Here is a 15,988-nt window from a genome sequence, read left to right as displayed (position 1 = left end):
CCATAAATCATATCAATATGGTCGATATGACCGAACTTTCAACAGAAAACCCCATAAGCTTTACTTTTCCAAAAAAAGAGAAGCTTAAAAACAAAAAGCTTTTTGAACAGCTCTTTACAGAGGGGAAAAGTATAACCGCATTTCCCGTAAAATTGTTGTACACAAAAGCTGATTTTGACGGTGATATTCGTATTAAGGTCGGTGTAGTCGCTCCAAAGAAAAAGTTCAGGAGCGCGGTAAAAAGAAGTAAAGTCAAACGACTGTTACGTGAAGGATATCGTCTTAACAAGCATCTCGTTTTTAACAACATAGAGGGAAACTTTGCGTTCCTATTTTTATATCTTGGTGGCAAGATGCCAAATTATAAGGAAGTAGATAAGGCCATGAAACAGCTCTTGGAAGCTTTCCAAAAAAAAACAATCCCATGAAAAGATTGATCAGTAAAAAGGTTGTAATTCCTGTATTAGCGCTAACCTTGTTATTTGTTGGAAGTAGTTTTAAAAGTGATTTTTTTGAGATTGCAAAGCAGATAGAAATTTTCACCACATTGTTTAAGGAGTTAAACATGAACTATGTGGATGAAACAAACCCTGCGGAGCTCATGGATTCTGCAATTAAGAACATGTTGGATGGACTTGATCCATATACCCGCTTTTTAAACGAACAAGATGTTGAGGCCTATAAAATCAACAATGCTGGAGAATACTCTGGTATAGGGGCCATGGTTCGTTCTTACGAAAGTAAATTAGTGATTGTTGAACCATACAAAGATTACCCTGCTGACAAAGCAGGTTTAAAAGCCGGTGATGAAATCATTAAAATTGGGGATATTAAGGTTTCAGATTTTGATGACAATGCAAGTGAGCTTTTAAAAGGTGCAAACAATACAAGTGTAAATGTCACCTTTGTAAGGCAAGGAGAAACGAAAACGGCAACCTTAAAACGGGAAGGTGTTGATGTAGATGCTGTTCCTTACTATGACATGATCGATGACAAAACGGGCTATATTGTTCTTTCCAGGTTTAATAGAAAGGCCTCCTCCCAAACAAAATCTGCTATCCAAGATTTGAAGGGAAAGGGCGCTGAAAGATTAGTTTTGGATCTTCGTGGTAATCCTGGTGGGCTTCTTTCCGAGGCTGTCAATATTACTAATCTATTTGTTCCAAAAGGAGAGTTGATTGTTACCACAAAATCTAAGGTCAAGAAGTTTAATCAAGAGTATAAAACTAAAAACGCACCGGAAGATTTAGAGATTCCTTTGGTGGTTCTTGTAAATGGCAGAAGTGCCTCTGCAAGTGAAATTGTTTCTGGCGGGCTTCAAGATTTAGATCGCGCCGTTGTGATGGGCGCAAGAAGTTTTGGAAAAGGCTTGGTCCAGCGACCCCTTAAACTCACTTATGGCACGCAGCTAAAGGTTACCATTTCAAGATACTATACCCCTTCTGGCCGTTGTATTCAATCTTTGGATTACTGGAACAGGGATGAGGAGGGCAAAGCGGTGAAAAACACCAACTTTAAAGAATTTACGACTAGGAATGGCCGTAAGGTACAAGATGGTGGTGGGGTAATGCCAGATATTCAAATAGCTTCACTAAAGTCCAACACCTTAATAGACGCCTTGCAGAGAAACAGTATTGTCTTTGATTTTGCTACTGATTTCTATTATGACCATTCTTTTGACTCTGTTGATGACTTCACTTTTTCAGATTCAGATTTTAATGCCTTCAAAGCTTTTGCAAGAACTCAAAATTTCTCTTTTCAGACAGAGACAGAAGAATTACTGGAAGAATCTATAAATTCCGATGAACATTTGCTTGGTCCAGAAGTTCAAGAAAAATACAAGGATCTTTTACTGGCAGTAAATAAAGGCAAGATTTCTGCTTTGGATACTTTTAGAGGAGAAATCCAAAAAAACCTTGAAGATGAAATTGTTAAACGCTACTTCTATCGTGAAGGATTGTATAGGTATTACCTGACACATGATGATGCTATTTTGGCAGCAAAAGAACTGCTTGGAGACAGCGCTAAATACAATAGTATATTAAAATAAACCATGCGGCTTACGTTTTTATTTTTCTGCATCTGTTCAATCCTTGGATTTACCATTCAGGCCCAAACAGTGTTTGAAAAAGGAACTATTCATGATTCCATTCCTATTTCTGGAACAAATGATGAAAGTTTTGCGCTTTATTTACCAGAGAAATATCAAGAAAATGCACTGAATCCCATTGTTTTTGTTTTTGAGCCAGGGGCAAGAGCTGCTATTGGAATTCGTCCCTTCATTCAGGCATCTGAAAAATATGGCTTTATGCTTGTTTGCTCCAACAACTCTAGAAATGGCCCATATGAACGAAATTTTGCAATTGCAAATAATCTGTTCAATCATATTTTCACCAATTATAATATCAAGCAGGATGAAATGTATCTCTCTGGGTTTTCAGGGGGTTCTCGTTTAGCCTGCGCCGTAGCATCATTGACAAATCAGTTTGCTGGCGTTATAGCCTGTGGTGCCGGGTTTTCCAATTTACAGGAGCATATGCCCTCAACCCAAGATTATGCCTACGTAGGGCTTTGTGGAGACAGGGATATGAACTATAAGGAAATGTTGAAAAACAAAGATTATCTCAATTTAATGAAATTCAACCACACCCTTATAACTTATGATGGGGATCATTCATGGCCTTCTCCTGAGCAAATCTCCCGTGCGTTTGATTGGTTGCGTGTTCAAAAATTAAAAACAGAGAATCCTGGCCAATCCCAAGAGGTTCTTGCCTTGTATAAAACCGGTTATGGTAGAATTGGAAAGTTTAAAGCAAACGAAGAGTTTTTGTATGCTTCTGAACAGTATGAACGCCTTTTAAAGAGTTTTTCTGGGTTAATATCAGTAGATAGTTTGACTAAACAAAATCAGGAACTGTTAACCTCTAAGCCCTATAAAAAACAATCATCCTCTCTTGTCAATGTTTTAAAAATGGAGCGGAAACTGGCAGATAAATTAACTGCCAAAATAACTTCAGATTTTAAAAACCCCAAGAAAACCAATTTTGGTTGGTGGGAAAAAGAATTGAACAAGCTAAACGCTCTTAAGGAAAAGGACGATGCCGAAATTAAAAAAATGGTGTATCGCTTAAAGTTCGATCTCTTTGCAAGAGCATATTCAAGAAAAAATTCATTCCTCTATAATTCCAATGAAGAACAGGCCGCCCTTGTCGACCGTTTTTTGAATTTAATCTATCCTAAAACAGAATAGTATTGCGGCTTGATCTGAAGAGTTGGCGTTATTTTGAACATTTCGCTTCATACACAAGAGCGCCCATAATACATTTAAATTAACATATAGAACAATTTTATGAAACAAGTTATTCTTCTTACCATATCTCAATTTTTCTTATTGACATCTTTTGTTAAAGCTCAAACCAAGCAAGACTCTTTGGACATTAAACAAGCAGCATTAGACTATATTGAATCTCAACATAATGTAAAACCCGAACAATTTGAACGTTCTGCTCATCCAAGAATGGTCAAAAGGACTTTTTGGACAAATAAAAAAACGGGGAAAGAATATTTGAGGGAAACTTTTACAGATGCAATGGTTTTACTGGCGGAAACATACAATCAAGACGGAACCAAATTTCCTGACAACCCAAAAAAAGAAGTCATTATACTTGATGTTTTTGACAAAACAGCTTCAGTAAAGCTAATAGCGGACAAATGGATTGATTATATGCACATTGTAAAACTGAATGGAAAGTGGCAAATTGTAAATGTACTTTGGCAGTTTAACGATTCCGGAGAACATTGAGGCCGGGAGCCAGTTTAAAAAACCAATTTGGTTAAAAATACAGAAATGGTTTATGGCTTCTGTGTTAACTGGGCTTGCGGTAAAGGTGGCATTGAAAAAAGCAAAGTAAAACAGTTGCGGTAAAAGATATGAAATGGACGAAAATCGAAAATGTCTACATCCAAGTCATAACCCTGCCATTCCAAATCCAAAATGTCACGTTTTTATAATTCCATTTGTTATTTAGAATAAGGCTGAAACATTTAGGTTGAAAAATTATCAGAAAATACTATTCCCTTATGCCTATAACATTTTAGGTTCGGTTGAAGATGCCAAAGACGCAGTACAAGATGTTTTAACGAAGCACATTTCCATCGAAAAAAAGCATTTTGAAAATGAAACTGGGTATTTGGTTAAATCTGTCATAAACCAATCCATAAACATTAAGAATAGGAAAAGAAAAATTGCATCATATAAAATATGGCTTCCTGAACCTATATCCACCGAAAAAACAGATGATAATATTAAGAGAGAGGAGATTATATCTTACTCTATGCTTGTTTTATTGGAAAACCTTACTCCAAAAGAAAGAGCGGTTTATATACTAAAAATAGCTTTTAGCTACTCACATAAAGAAATCGCAGAAGTCATTTCGCTCTCCATTGAGAATTCTAGAAAAATTTTAAGCCGGGCAAAGGCCAAGTTGACCAACCATACTATAGATTGTGATAGAGGCCGTCCTTCTGATTCGTCTTCCTATATGGATAATTACGTGCAAACCATTAAAAACGGAGATGTAAGACGTTTGGAGAAAATGCTCTCGGAAGATATCTTGTTGTATGCAGATGGTGGTGAAGACATCAAAGTGGTAAGAGAGCTCACCATCGGCAAAAAAGCAACTATTGACCTATTGCTTTACGTCTTCAAAACATACCAAAAATCTCTATCTATAAAAACCACAGAAATCAACCATCAGCCGGCATTGTTATTCTTTAAGGATAAAACCTTAATCAACTGCCAGGTGTTTGATCTAAAAGGAGATAAAACACACCGTATATTTTCTGTTATTGACCCCAATAAATTAAAATCACTTTCGCTATAAATCTGTCACGTTTTCTCTGTCTGTATTGTTATTCATTTGAATATAAAATACTGATAGATGAGAAGATTATTAAGAATAGATTGTAGTTCTAGAATTATTGGCTCGCATTCAAGGGCATTAGCTGATTGTTTTGAGAAAAACTGGGAAAAAGCAAACCCCAATGGAGAAGTTGTTTACCTCGATTTAGCAAAAAAACAAATCCCGCATATACAAAACCAAACGATAGAGGGTTTTTATACTCCTATTGAGCAATTCTCTCTTGAAAACAAAAAAGCCACTGCTTTATCAGATAAATTAATTGAAGAATTAAGGCTTGTAGATGATGTTTTAATCAGTAGCCCCTTGTACAATTTGAACATTCCATCCAACCTAAAGGCCTATTTGGACCATGTGGTAAGAGTTGGGCATACTTTTAACGTCAATGAAAATGGGTATTATGGGTTATTAAAAAATAAGTCTGCCTTTTTGGTAACGGTAAAAGGAGGTACATACAAAGGCACTTTTATGGAACAATATGATTTTCAAGAACCTTACCTCGTGGCAATTCTTGGGCATATGGGAATAAAGACCCAAGAAATATTTTCACTTGAAGGTTCTAGCAATGCCAAATTACTGGAGCACAACAAAATCATAGTTCAAAACAGTATTGATCAATCATTCAAAAAACAAAACAATGACCTTAAATAAAGAAAACTACTTTGAAGACAAAATTGAAAACAACGCAGTTATAATTAAGCCCCGGCAAGGAGAAAAATTAGAACTGAACAGTATTTCAATAACATTTAAGATTACCAGTGAAATCTCTAATGATCAATTGGGTGTTTACGAGATTTTGCTTCCTCCTATGTGCATTGGTGCAAAACTGCATTACCACAGGTTTATGGATGAAACATTTATCATTAACGAAGGCGTTTTAACAATACAGGTTGGCAATAAAGAATATCTTGTTGGACCAGGAGCAGTTGTATATGTCCCAAGATTTACTGCTCACGGATTTAAAAATGACTCAAATGAAGCTGTAAGGTTGACGTTGATTTTCAATCCATCTCAAAAAAGAGAAGGTTTTTTTAGGGGTCTATACGAAACCTTAAATGAAGTTCCCGTTAATCCAGAAAAATACCTAAAGCTCTACAATAAATACGATAGTTTTCCAGTAGATACTTCAAATATGATACCTTTAAGAGAATAAAGAATTAAAAGCAGCATTATGTAAAAATAATGCTGCTTTTGATAAATGGGAAAAATAGTGTCAAGACGCATTCTACTCGTTTTATTCATCCTTTTATGGGCTTCAACAAGTGCTCAAAAAACTGGAAACACATCAGAAAAATATAAAAATGCTTAAAAAATATTTAGATGCTCCCTGCCCTGCAGAAGAAACCAGCATAAAGCATTTCGTTTATTTTTCAAAAGACCGAACCTTCATTAGAAATCACCCTCTTTTGAATGTTCTTCAATTTAAAGGAGCGCAAATCATGTACTCTTGGAAAGATTTGGTTAAGAACATTGAATAATTTGATTTTAGAGTTGTTATTCCTTGCGATGTGATAAATTATTTGGTTGGTCACAACCGAAATAGATTTATCTTGACATCCCAACAAACAAATCTTATTTTTGACCATGCAACAACTAAAAGTGTGCGAGCTTTTTGCTGGTGTGGGCGGGTTTCGATTGGGTTTAGAAAAGACAGGCCATTACAATGTGGTTTGGAGCAATCAATGGGAGCCTTCTACAAAAGCACAACATGCTTCTTTAGTTTATGAAGCTAAGTTTGGCCCTAAAAATCATTCCAACGTCAATATTGAAGAAGTACCTACTTCTGAGGTGCCTGATCATGATATTTTAGTGGGCGGTTTTCCCTGCCAGGATTATTCCGTAGCCACCACGCTTAAAAATTCCAAAGGGCTTATTGGGAAAAAAGGAGTGCTCTGGTGGTCCATTCATCGTATTCTCTCAGAAAAAAAAATAAAGCCCAAATACCTTTTTTTGGAAAATGTTGACCGACTTCTTAAATCCCCGTCCAATCAAAGAGGTCGAGATTTTGCAGTAATGCTTAGAAGTCTAAACGATTTGGGTTATGCGGTGGAATGGAGGGTAATCAATGCCGCTGATTATGGCATGCCCCAGCGCAGGAGAAGAGTGTTTTTCTTGGGGTACCATAAATCAACGGCCATATATAAAAAATTTAAAAGTTCACCTCCTAAAGAGTGGTTGCTTGAACAGGGTGTTATCTCATCAGCTTTTCCAACCCAAAGCGCAGTGCAAAACATGGATTCTTTTTTCCTTGAGGAAAATCTAGTGTCTTTATCTGATTCTTTTAATTCTGATAAAGGTCTTTCTCCTTTCTTAAATTCAGGTGTTTGCATTGATGGTAAAGTCTCTACTTTAAAATCAAGTCCCTCTTATGGTGAGAATCGGACGGTTCTTTCTGATGTTTTGGAAAATGGTTCCGCAAGTGAAAACTTATTTATTCCTGAAGGCGACTTGCCTAAATGGCAATATCTAAAAGGGGGAAAGAAAGAAATTCGTAAAACCAAAGCTGGTTTTGAATATAATTACAGTGAGGGCAGTATGGTGTTTCCTGATGCCCTTGATCAACCTTCCAGAACAATAATAACCGGTGAGGGCGGTAAATCCCCGTCCCGGTTTAAGCACGTAGTCCAAACCTCTGCAGGGCTCCGAAGACTTTCTCCTGTTGAATTGGAACGGTTGAACATGTTTCCTGACAATCACACCAAATTGGATGGCATATCCGATACCAAAAGAGCTTTTTTTATGGGCAATGCGCTAGTGGTGGGTGTCGTGGAACAAATGGGCAATGCCTTGTTCCAGAAAATAAAAAACCTTGAAAAGCAATTTCAAAGCTGACCTGGCCAAAGAAAAAAGATTAGCAACATTATTAGATTACTATTACCAAAAACGTTTGCGGTTTTACGATTTTGAACGTATCCAAAGCCTAAAACAACAATTGAAGGGCATAGACCTTGTTCTTAAGAACAAAACAAGCCTAAAACCTTTCTTTGTGGATGAAAAAGCACAATTGGATTATGTGAACGAATCTCTCCCAACCTTTGCTTTTGAGCTTTGTTACCTAAAAAACAGTGTTGAAAAACCTGGGTGGCTTTTTGATGATACCAAACAAACCCATTTTTATGCGCTGATCACAAGCATTTTTTCAGATGAGGATGGCGTTTATACCTCTTGTAATATCACTTTTGTAAATCGGCGAAAATTGATTTTGTTTCTTGCTGAAAGGGGTTTGACACAAGTATTTTTAAAAGAAATTATCTCCTGTAAAAAAGATTTTCACGGAAAACTGGTTTTAGAAAACCTTAATCCAAAAACCGAAGGCTATTTGTTCTTTTCTCGAAAAAACAAGGCTGAAAGCCCGGTAAACCTCATTTTAAAACTAGATTTTATGATACGAACAGGAGTAGCTAAAAAGTTCGTTTGACCTTACTTTCTAATCATTCTTATGTGTGGAATGCCATCTTCCAAATATTCTTCGCCAAGAGTTTTAAAACCTAAATCAGTATAAAACTTTATAAGATATGTTTGTGCTGAAAGTTCTATAGAATTATTTGGGAATCTTTTGTTCATTTGATTAACAGAGGCTTCCATAATTACTTTGCCATAGCCGTATTTACGTTCTTCTTTGCTCACCACCACTCTTCCAATGCTCGGATTTTTAAAATAATCACCAGGTTTAAAAATGCGGGTGTAGGCCACTATCTTTTTGTTTTTAATACCTAAAACATGTAGTGCTTTTTCGTCCTTGCCATCCACATCTTGGTACACACAATCCTGCTCCACTACAAAAACTTCGCTTCGCAACTGCAAGATTTGGTACAGTTCTTTTGTGGACAATTCTTCAAAAGTTTTTGTTACTAGCTCCATCAATCTTGTACGATTACGCTTTTAGAATCACATTTATCAAACTCTGGCTGAATGTTAACATGGTTGATTCCGTGTTTATGGTATACATGTTCCTCTATTTTTTCCAATATTTCATCAAACTCAGAAAGCTTAATATCTTCCTTAAAATCGATATGAGCCTCTAAATGTATTTCTTCTTCATTAAGCTGCCAAATATGAACATGATGCACGTTTTTAACTGGGTCTATGGTACAAATAGATTCAACAATTTCTTTAACAACAATGCTTTTTGGAGTGAACAACATCAACACTTTTGTAGATTCTTTTAATAAATCATACCCCATATAAATCAGGTATATGCCAATGGCCATGGTCAAGGCAGCGTCAACCCAATATATTTGGAAAAATTTCATCAATAATCCGCCTACAAGTACAGCAACAGAAGCCATCATATCCGTTAACAAATGAAGATAGGCTGATTTCATATTCATATTTTCATCAGCATTCTTCTTTAACAAAAGCACACTGAACCCATTTCCTAAAATAGCAATCAAAGACAACCAAATAACAAGACTCGATTCAATTTCCTGAGGTTCAAAAAACCGTTCTACCGCCTCAATCATCAAAATGACTGCAACGACCATCAATGTTGCCGCATTAATAAAGGCTGCTAAAATTTCAGCTCGTTTGTAACCAAATGTTTTGTTCTTAGAAGCCTTTTTACGTCCCAACAGGGTAGCCACATAACTTATTATTAAGGAAAGAACATCACTAAAATTATGAAGTGCATCTGATAACAAGGCAAGACTGCCAGAAATAATACCGCCAATTACCTGAGAAACGGTTATGGCTATGTTGAGAAGAATGGAAATTAATAAGTTTCTTCCTTTAAGACTATCGTGAGAATGTGAGTGACCATGGTGGTGATGGTGCCCCATGAGTTTTTATTTGTTCTATCTACAGGCTATTTTTTCGACTCTTCTTTCGTGTCGTCCCCCTTCAAATTCCGTACTCAAAAAAGTTTCAACCATTTCCAAAGCTTGTTGTAAGGCAATAAAACGTGCAGGAAGACTTAAAACATTCGCATCATTATGTTCTCTTGCCAGTGCTGTTATCTCCTTTGTCCAACAAAGCGCTCCTCTAACTTTTTGGTGTTTATTTATCGTCATACTTGCACCGTTTCCACTACCGCATATTACAATACCAAGGTCAACCTTACCTTCTTCAACATCCGTTGCAACGGGATGTGCAAAATCTGGATAATCTACGCTGTCAGTGCCATCGGTACCATAATTAATAACTTCAATACCTTTAGATTTTAATAGACCAATAATGGCTAATTTGTAATCCGTGCCCGCGTGGTCATTCCCTATTGCTATTTTCATCGTTATTGTTTTAATATGATGCTTTACAAAGGTACAATTCTTTTAATGGAGGTGTGTTGATAAAAATTACTGAATCTTTCCATCTTACTATATATCAGCTATTTGTAAAAGCGCTTGTTTTGTTTATTCTTTTACTAAAAATAAGTTTTGTTGTTCAGTAAAATAATTCCATTAGTTATTATTATTCAATCATCAACCTATATTCAATTAAAAATTAATCAACACGTAAGAAACATTAAATTGTATTAGTTAACATTAAATCAATATTTAATTTTCAATAATTTGATGTTGAAAACACTTATTAAATATCGTTTATAAAAAATCTAATCCTTTGATTTCTAATTCAATTTTATAATTAAAGATTGTGAACAAAAACTTTTATGTGTTCAAAGCAACTTTTTCTTAAATAATTTATTCCACATTTCAACAAACAATCATCATCACCATTTTTATATTAATTTAAAAAAGCAAAAAGAATATTATTTAATAATGTTAATAAAACTACTTCTTGTTTTGGATTAGTTTTATGTTACCTCTGTTGTCAAGGATTATAATTTGTAATTTTCCAAAAATTAAAAATATAAATGTCAAAGAAAAAGAAGAGGACAAGAAGTCAAAGAAAGAACGAGATAACAAAAGGCATTTTTACAGTATTAGAAAAAGAACCCTCCAAAAGCTTTAATTATAAACAAATAGCTGCTAAACTTGGTATTACAGATACTCAGGACAGAAATGAATTAATAAAACGATTAGGGCAACTTAAATCAACGGACAGAATTATAGAAGAAGAACGCGGAAAGTTTAAAAAGAAACCTTCACTCCATACATATTTTACTGGAAAGGTTGATTTGACCTCTAGCGGAAATGCTTATATCGTTGTTGATGAACTGGATGATGATATATTTGTTCCGTATAATCGCTTAAACAGAGCTTTACATGGTGACAGTGTAGAAGTTTTTCTTAAACCTAGACGTAATGGTAAGAAGCCAGAAGGAGAAATAGCAAAGATTCTAGAACGTAAGAAAACCTCATATGTTGGTATTGTTGATAAACAAAAGACCTTTGCTTTTGTAAGACCATCTGACTCGAGAATGTACAAGGATATATTTATTCCCATGGAGAAGCTTAACAAAGCGGAAGATGGAGATAAAGTTTTAGTTGATTTGGGTGATTGGCCAAAAGATGCTGATTCGCCTTATGGAGAAGTTACTCAAATACTGGGAAAACCGGGAGAACATAATACAGAGATTCATTCAATTCTGGCGGAGTACGGATTACCTTATGAATTTCCTTATGAGGTAGAGCAATTTGCCCAGACTTTGGATACGTCAATAAAAGAATCGGAAATTTCTAAAAGGAGAGACATGAGAAATGTACTCACTTTTACGATTGATCCAAAGGATGCCAAGGATTTTGATGATGCCCTTTCTTTTCAAAAGTTGGAAAATGGGAATTTTGAAATAGGAATTCACATTGCAGATGTATCTCATTATTTACAACCCAATACCATTTTGGAAGATGAAGCTTACGAAAGGGCAACATCGGTCTATTTAGTGGACAGGGTTGTTCCCATGCTTCCAGAAGTTTTATCGAACAACGCGTGTTCCTTGAGACCGAATGAGGAAAAATATACGTTTTCCGCAATTTTTGAAATGGATGAAAAGTCCAATTTAATCAACCAATGGTTTGGAAGAACTGTGATTAATTCAAATGAGCGCTTTGCGTATGAGGAAGCACAACATATTATAGAAACAGAACAGGCGACCATTCCAGAGGATATTTCAATTAGAGAAGGTAGTTATGAAGTTTCTAGGGATGTGGTGGAAGCAACGCTGACTTTTAACAAGCTTGCGAAAATCATGCGAAAAAAACGCATGGATGATGGCGCTATTTCTTTTGATAAAATAGAAGTTAGATTTAACCTTTCTGAAAATAACGAACCAGAAGGTGTGTACTTTAAAGAAGCAAAGGATGCCAATAAACTTATTGAAGAATTTATGCTCTTGGCAAACAAGAAAGTAGCGGAATTTATTGGCAAACAAAAAAAGACTTTTGTTTATCGTATTCATGACCGGCCAGATGAAGATAAATTAATAGCTTTAAATGGAGTCATTTCAAAATTTGGTCATAGTATTAACCTAAAGGATAAAAAGAGTATCAATAGTTCTTTAAATCAGTTACTGCAAGATGTAAAAGGAAAGAAAGAACAGAATTTGGTAGATACATTGACTATCCGTAGTATGAGCAAGGCTATTTACACTACTGAGAATATTGGTCACTATGGATTGGGTTTTGAATATTATAGTCACTTTACATCACCAATAAGAAGATATCCAGATGTAATGGTACATAGATTATTGCAACATTATCTAGATGGTGGAAAACCACCCCAGCAAGCTTTGTATGAAGAAAAATGCAAGCACTCATCAAGTATGGAGTTATTGGCCTCCAGTGCAGAGCGGGATTCCATTAAATATATGCAGATAAAATTCATGGAAGACCATAAGGACAGTGAGTTTTTGGGAGTAATATCAGGTGTAACGGAATGGGGGATTTATGTTGAGATTGTAGAAAATAAATGCGAGGGAATGGTGCGCATACGTGATATAAAAGATGATTATTACACTTTTGATGATAGACAATTTGCAATTATTGGGGAGCGCTCTAAACGAATGTACCAGTTGGGAGATGAAGTAATGGTCATGGTAAAAAACACGGATTTAATCAAACGACATTTGGATTTTTCGTTGATTGGTAAAAAACAGTGATACTTTTTTGGAATAAATTTTGTTATGCATTGAGAATCAATTTGTAACTCATGAAAATAGTAAAGGTTTTATTGTTGTTGTTCTCTTTTCATGCGCTATGCGCACAAGAAGAAAAGATTACACAAGAACTTGAAAAGTTTACAGCGGTAAAGGGTTTTGATGGTCTTTCCATTAACCTTATTAAATCTGATGTAAACAAGGCCGTTATAACGGGAGCCAACACCAAAAAAGTGGCCATTGTTAACAATACAGGGGTTTTAAAACTACGGATGGAAATAGATAAAATTTTCAGTGGCTATAGAACATTTATAGATTTATACCATACTGAAGAACTTAAAATAATAGATGTAAACGAGGATGCAAGAATATCATGTGAAGAACCATTTATTCAAGGTGTTTTAGAACTGAAGGCTCAAGAAGGTGGTGAATTGGTGGTGAATTGTCAAACAGAACAGCTGTTAATAAAAGCCATTACTGGTGGAGAGATTGCTGTTACTGGCTTCTCCAATAACCAAGATGTTATTATCAACACAGGAGGAATTTATAACGGAAAAGCCTTTAAAACAAAATACACCACTATAACAGTAAATGCTGGCGGAAACGCAGAAATTTATGCAACTGAATATGTGAAAGCCAACGTTAAGGCAGGAGGAGAGGTATTGGTATATGGAAATCCATTGAAAATGGATGAAAAAACCGTATTTGGCGGAAAAATAAAAAGAGTGAACTGAAGAAATGATTGAAGACATTCAAACGGCTATTCCATTAGGATTTCTATTAAGTTTTATGATAGGGCCTGTTTTCTTTGTCTTGTTGGAAACCAGCGCCATAAAAGGCTTTAGAGCGGGAGTAAGTTTTAATATAGGAGTTATTATCGCTGATGTAGTTTTTTTACTGATAGCGTATTTCAGTAGTTTTCAATTATTGGAAAACTTAAGCAATCAACCGGGCCTATTCGTTTTTGGTGGAATGATTTTGTTGATATATGGTATCGTTATATTCATTAAAAAAGCATCAAAGAAAGACAATGTAAAAGTTTCAACAGGAACCTATTTAAGCCTTATTGTGAAGGGATTCCTATTAAATTTCATCAATATTGGGGTGCTTGTTTTTTGGTTGGGACTGATTGTAATTGTAGGTCCCAGTTTAGATAATAATCCCAATAGAATAGTCATTTTCTTTGGAACGGTTATAATTGTTTATTTTATAACAGACCTGTTCAAAATACTGCTGGCCAAACAGCTTAAAAGATATTTGACACAAGAAAGGATTGTACTAATTAAGAAGGGACTGGGAGTAGTATTGATCGTATGTGGAATAGTGTTGATAACAAAAGGTTTTCTACCCAAGGAAAAATTCAATATCAAAGATGGTATTGAAAGAATAAGCGAATAAAAAAACCCAGCAATATTGCTGGGTTTTTGAAGAGGCATCGAGCGGATTCGAACCGCTGTACAAGCTTTTGCAGAGCTGTGCCTAGCCACTCGGCCACGATGCCGTTTTAGTGGTGCAAATCTATAAATATTTTATGAATGTTTAATGGGGAACAAGTCTAAATGTAAGTTTCTGTAAATAGAAACGACTTTAGAGGCATCGGGTGGACTCGAACCACCATAAAAACCTTTGCGAGATTTTGCCTATTCAATTCGACCACAATGCCATTTGATTAAACAAAATTAATGAAAGCCTAGGGTTATAGCGAATTAATAAACAGGCTTTTATCGAGAATATTCTACTTTCACCGAAACACTTTCTACATCACCACCCATCGGTGGGTTAATTTTTGATACTTCCACCTCGGCTTTATCGACCATTGTGAGTTCTAAAAAAATCCTATCAACAATTCTTTTGGCAACATGCTCTAAAAGGTTAGAACGGATTGCCATTTCTTCTTTAACAATGTTGTTTAAATGAACATAATCTACCGTCTCGGAAAGCTTGTCAGATTGGGAAGGTTTGGATAGGTTGGCATGGATTTCCAAATCTACACGATAATCACTGCCAATCAACATCTCTTCTTTAAGACACCCATGGTTGGAGTGTACCCTAATATTGTTTACTCTAATTTTCCCCACAACTAATTTGTTAAGCGGGACAAAAATAGCTTAAACAAAATAATTAGTACATACACCTACAATTACTTATACCTTGAAAAAGGTCCAGACCCACAGTTAGAACGTGAGTACCAGAACTGTAGCCTAAAATCTCATTTGTAATTACTTGGTAAGAATAACCAAAGTAAAAATCGCTCTTTTTTAGACCTGCTATTGGAGCAATATATAATGGCTTTCCAACTTGATCATTTAGGAAACGATAGGTAAGACCAACATAGTAGTAGTCCTCAAAATCATGGAATCGAAACTTTGCGTTCAGGTCAGTTACGGAACGGCCATCACTTTCAAACCATTGAAAAAAGACAGAAGGCTCTATTTCTAGTTTGCTGTTTTTGTTTTTAGAAATACTATAACCCGCATATGCATAATAGTTACGTAACGTATTTGGCTCAAAAACAGGATTAAATTGTTCTAAATCCTTATTTAGAATGTTGGATGCGTTTAGAGTGATATAGAACTTGTTCAAACGATATAAAAAACCTAGGTCGAAATTGTGATTGGTCGTGGATTTATCATCTGTGGGAAGTTGACCGTTGTTATCCCTAAAGTTTTCTACATCAATTCTGAATTGATTGAAATTGTAAGAGATGCCAAAAGAAAGAAAAATATCATCATATCTGTTCAAAATTAGATGATGGGCAAAAGAAACCCTTGCCCCTCTCTGCTTGGTTTCCCCATTACTATCATTATACATAAGCATGCCAATCCCAGACCTATTTCCTATTCGGGCATCTGCCGCCAATGTTTGTGTGTCTGGGGCATCCTCAATACCTACCCACTGGGTCAACCCATTTAAACGAACCTTAATATGATCTCCAATACCCGCATAGGTTGGAGACATTAAAAAAGGATTGTCCGCAATGTATTGAGAAAGCTGCGGAATGGTCAACTCCTGGGCTGTAACGCTAATGGTTAGCGAGAGTATAAAGATTGAGGTATAAAGTTTTTTTAACATGATGTTG

At 35.6% G+C, this 15,988-nt stretch carries 18 protein-coding genes and 2 tRNA genes; 13 read left to right on the top strand and 7 right to left on the bottom strand.

The window, feature by feature from the left end; translation table 11 throughout:
* Window positions 1–26 precede the first annotated feature (26 nt).
* The 10 genes from rnpA (at window position 27) to LV704_RS08860 (ending at window position 8,337) form a co-directional block, all read left to right on the top strand.
* The gene (gene rnpA, locus LV704_RS08905) at window positions 27–428 is read left to right on the top strand and encodes a ribonuclease P protein component (protein WP_163420720.1); all 402 of its coding nucleotides are present in this window, start codon (window positions 27–29) and stop codon (window positions 426–428) included.
* On the top strand, window positions 425–2,050 hold the full coding sequence (locus tag LV704_RS08900; RefSeq protein WP_163420721.1) for a S41 family peptidase: 1,626 nt from the start codon (window positions 425–427) through the stop codon (window positions 2,048–2,050). The genes rnpA and LV704_RS08900 overlap by 4 nt, the downstream gene beginning before the upstream one ends.
* A gap of 3 nt (window positions 2,051–2,053) precedes the next feature.
* Complete coding sequence (locus tag LV704_RS08895) at window positions 2,054–3,250, top strand: hypothetical protein (protein WP_163420722.1); 1,197 nt, start codon at window positions 2,054–2,056, stop codon at window positions 3,248–3,250.
* A 99-nt stretch (window positions 3,251–3,349) separates the two neighbouring features.
* Window positions 3,350–3,802 (top strand): nuclear transport factor 2 family protein, encoded by a 453-nt coding sequence (locus LV704_RS08890; protein ID WP_163420723.1) that lies wholly within the window; start codon window positions 3,350–3,352, stop codon window positions 3,800–3,802.
* 247 nt (window positions 3,803–4,049) lie between these two features.
* On the top strand, window positions 4,050–4,883 hold the full coding sequence (locus tag LV704_RS08885) for a sigma-70 family RNA polymerase sigma factor (protein WP_163420724.1): 834 nt from the start codon (window positions 4,050–4,052) through the stop codon (window positions 4,881–4,883).
* 57 nt (window positions 4,884–4,940) lie between these two features.
* Window positions 4,941–5,570: an FMN-dependent NADH-azoreductase gene (locus LV704_RS08880; protein ID WP_163420725.1), complete on the top strand. Its 630-nt coding sequence runs from the start codon at window positions 4,941–4,943 to the stop codon at window positions 5,568–5,570.
* Window positions 5,557–6,072 carry a cupin domain-containing protein gene (locus LV704_RS08875; protein WP_163420726.1) on the top strand — a complete coding sequence of 172 codons (516 nt, stop codon included), beginning with the start codon at window positions 5,557–5,559 and terminating at the stop codon, window positions 6,070–6,072. Before LV704_RS08880 ends, LV704_RS08875 begins: the two co-directional genes overlap by 14 nt.
* Before the next feature lie 148 nt (window positions 6,073–6,220).
* Entirely contained in the window at window positions 6,221–6,397 is a 177-nt protein-coding gene (locus tag LV704_RS08870; RefSeq protein ID WP_163420727.1) for a hypothetical protein, read from the top strand.
* Window positions 6,398–6,503: 106 nt separating this feature from the next.
* Window positions 6,504–7,751 (top strand): DNA (cytosine-5-)-methyltransferase, encoded by a 1,248-nt coding sequence (gene dcm, locus LV704_RS08865; protein WP_163420728.1) that lies wholly within the window; start codon window positions 6,504–6,506, stop codon window positions 7,749–7,751.
* On the top strand, window positions 7,729–8,337 hold the full coding sequence (locus tag LV704_RS08860; RefSeq protein ID WP_163420729.1) for a hypothetical protein: 609 nt from the start codon (window positions 7,729–7,731) through the stop codon (window positions 8,335–8,337). The genes dcm and LV704_RS08860 overlap by 23 nt, the downstream gene beginning before the upstream one ends.
* Before the next feature lie 2 nt (window positions 8,338–8,339).
* Here the strand turns inward: LV704_RS08860 and LV704_RS08855 are convergent, their stop codons facing one another.
* The 3 genes from LV704_RS08855 to rpiB are packed head-to-tail and all read right to left on the bottom strand — an operon-like array spanning window position 8,340 to window position 10,144.
* Complete coding sequence (locus LV704_RS08855; protein WP_163420730.1) at window positions 8,340–8,780, bottom strand: GNAT family N-acetyltransferase; 441 nt, start codon at window positions 8,778–8,780, stop codon at window positions 8,340–8,342.
* The gene (locus LV704_RS08850; RefSeq protein WP_163420731.1) at window positions 8,780–9,697 is read right to left on the bottom strand and encodes a cation diffusion facilitator family transporter; all 918 of its coding nucleotides are present in this window, start codon (window positions 9,695–9,697) and stop codon (window positions 8,780–8,782) included. The genes LV704_RS08855 and LV704_RS08850 overlap by 1 nt, the downstream gene beginning before the upstream one ends.
* Window positions 9,698–9,712: 15 nt before the next feature.
* Entirely contained in the window at window positions 9,713–10,144 is a 432-nt protein-coding gene (gene rpiB / locus LV704_RS08845; protein WP_163420732.1) for a ribose 5-phosphate isomerase B, read from the bottom strand.
* A gap of 584 nt (window positions 10,145–10,728) precedes the next feature.
* Between rpiB and rnr the strand changes: the two genes are divergently transcribed.
* From rnr to LV704_RS08830, 3 genes are read left to right on the top strand one after another with little or no spacing between them, the layout of a single operon-like run.
* Window positions 10,729–12,912 carry a ribonuclease R gene (rnr, locus tag LV704_RS08840; protein ID WP_163420733.1) on the top strand — a complete coding sequence of 728 codons (2,184 nt, stop codon included), beginning with the start codon at window positions 10,729–10,731 and terminating at the stop codon, window positions 12,910–12,912.
* A 50-nt stretch (window positions 12,913–12,962) separates the two neighbouring features.
* Complete coding sequence (locus tag LV704_RS08835; RefSeq protein ID WP_163420734.1) at window positions 12,963–13,643, top strand: head GIN domain-containing protein; 681 nt, start codon at window positions 12,963–12,965, stop codon at window positions 13,641–13,643.
* Between the two features lie 4 nt (window positions 13,644–13,647).
* On the top strand, window positions 13,648–14,307 hold the full coding sequence (locus LV704_RS08830) for a LysE family translocator (RefSeq protein ID WP_163420735.1): 660 nt from the start codon (window positions 13,648–13,650) through the stop codon (window positions 14,305–14,307).
* 32 nt (window positions 14,308–14,339) lie between these two features.
* Here LV704_RS08830 and LV704_RS08825 read toward each other — a convergent pair.
* From LV704_RS08825 to LV704_RS08810, 4 genes are all read right to left on the bottom strand, one after another.
* Window positions 14,340–14,410: transfer RNA gene (locus LV704_RS08825), tRNA-Cys, on the bottom strand.
* Between the two features lie 90 nt (window positions 14,411–14,500).
* Window positions 14,501–14,572, bottom strand: a tRNA-Cys gene (locus LV704_RS08820).
* Window positions 14,573–14,630: 58 nt separating this feature from the next.
* Entirely contained in the window at window positions 14,631–14,987 is a 357-nt protein-coding gene (gene folB / locus LV704_RS08815; RefSeq protein WP_163420736.1) for a dihydroneopterin aldolase, read from the bottom strand.
* 43 nt (window positions 14,988–15,030) lie between these two features.
* Window positions 15,031–15,981, bottom strand: coding sequence for a type IX secretion system membrane protein PorP/SprF (locus LV704_RS08810; protein WP_233782183.1), 951 nt, complete (start codon window positions 15,979–15,981; stop codon window positions 15,031–15,033).
* Between the last annotated feature and the right edge of the window lie 7 nt (window positions 15,982–15,988).

It is taken from the genome of Flagellimonas sp. CMM7, from assembly GCF_021390195.1.
Lineage (GTDB): Bacteria > Bacteroidota > Bacteroidia > Flavobacteriales > Flavobacteriaceae > Flagellimonas.
This window is presented reverse-complemented; position numbering and strand designations above follow the sequence as displayed.

Excerpts from the sequence above, each read along its gene's own strand:
- LV704_RS08900 (WP_163420721.1), top strand. The coding sequence starts at position 425 with ATGAAAAGATTGATCAGTAAAAAGGTTGTAATTCCTGTATTAGCGCTA.
- LV704_RS08835 (WP_163420734.1), top strand. The coding sequence starts at position 12,963 with ATGAAAATAGTAAAGGTTTTATTGTTGTTGTTCTCTTTTCATGCGCTA.
- rnpA (WP_163420720.1), top strand. The coding sequence starts at position 27 with ATGACCGAACTTTCAACAGAAAACCCCATAAGCTTTACTTTTCCAAAA.
- LV704_RS08870 (WP_163420727.1), top strand. The coding sequence starts at position 6,221 with ATGCTTAAAAAATATTTAGATGCTCCCTGCCCTGCAGAAGAAACCAGC.
- rpiB (WP_163420732.1), bottom strand. The coding sequence starts at position 10,144 with ATGAAAATAGCAATAGGGAATGACCACGCGGGCACGGATTACAAATTA.
- LV704_RS08850 (WP_163420731.1), bottom strand. The coding sequence starts at position 9,697 with ATGGGGCACCATCACCACCATGGTCACTCACATTCTCACGATAGTCTT.
- LV704_RS08855 (WP_163420730.1), bottom strand. The coding sequence starts at position 8,780 with ATGGAGCTAGTAACAAAAACTTTTGAAGAATTGTCCACAAAAGAACTG.
- LV704_RS08810 (WP_233782183.1), bottom strand. The coding sequence starts at position 15,981 with ATGTTAAAAAAACTTTATACCTCAATCTTTATACTCTCGCTAACCATT.
- LV704_RS08890 (WP_163420723.1), top strand. The coding sequence starts at position 3,350 with ATGAAACAAGTTATTCTTCTTACCATATCTCAATTTTTCTTATTGACA.
- rnr (WP_163420733.1), top strand. The coding sequence starts at position 10,729 with ATGTCAAAGAAAAAGAAGAGGACAAGAAGTCAAAGAAAGAACGAGATA.
- LV704_RS08875 (WP_163420726.1), top strand. The coding sequence starts at position 5,557 with ATGACCTTAAATAAAGAAAACTACTTTGAAGACAAAATTGAAAACAAC.
- LV704_RS08880 (WP_163420725.1), top strand. The coding sequence starts at position 4,941 with ATGAGAAGATTATTAAGAATAGATTGTAGTTCTAGAATTATTGGCTCG.
- LV704_RS08830 (WP_163420735.1), top strand. The coding sequence starts at position 13,648 with ATGATTGAAGACATTCAAACGGCTATTCCATTAGGATTTCTATTAAGT.
- LV704_RS08895 (WP_163420722.1), top strand. The coding sequence starts at position 2,054 with ATGCGGCTTACGTTTTTATTTTTCTGCATCTGTTCAATCCTTGGATTT.
- dcm (WP_163420728.1), top strand. The coding sequence starts at position 6,504 with ATGCAACAACTAAAAGTGTGCGAGCTTTTTGCTGGTGTGGGCGGGTTT.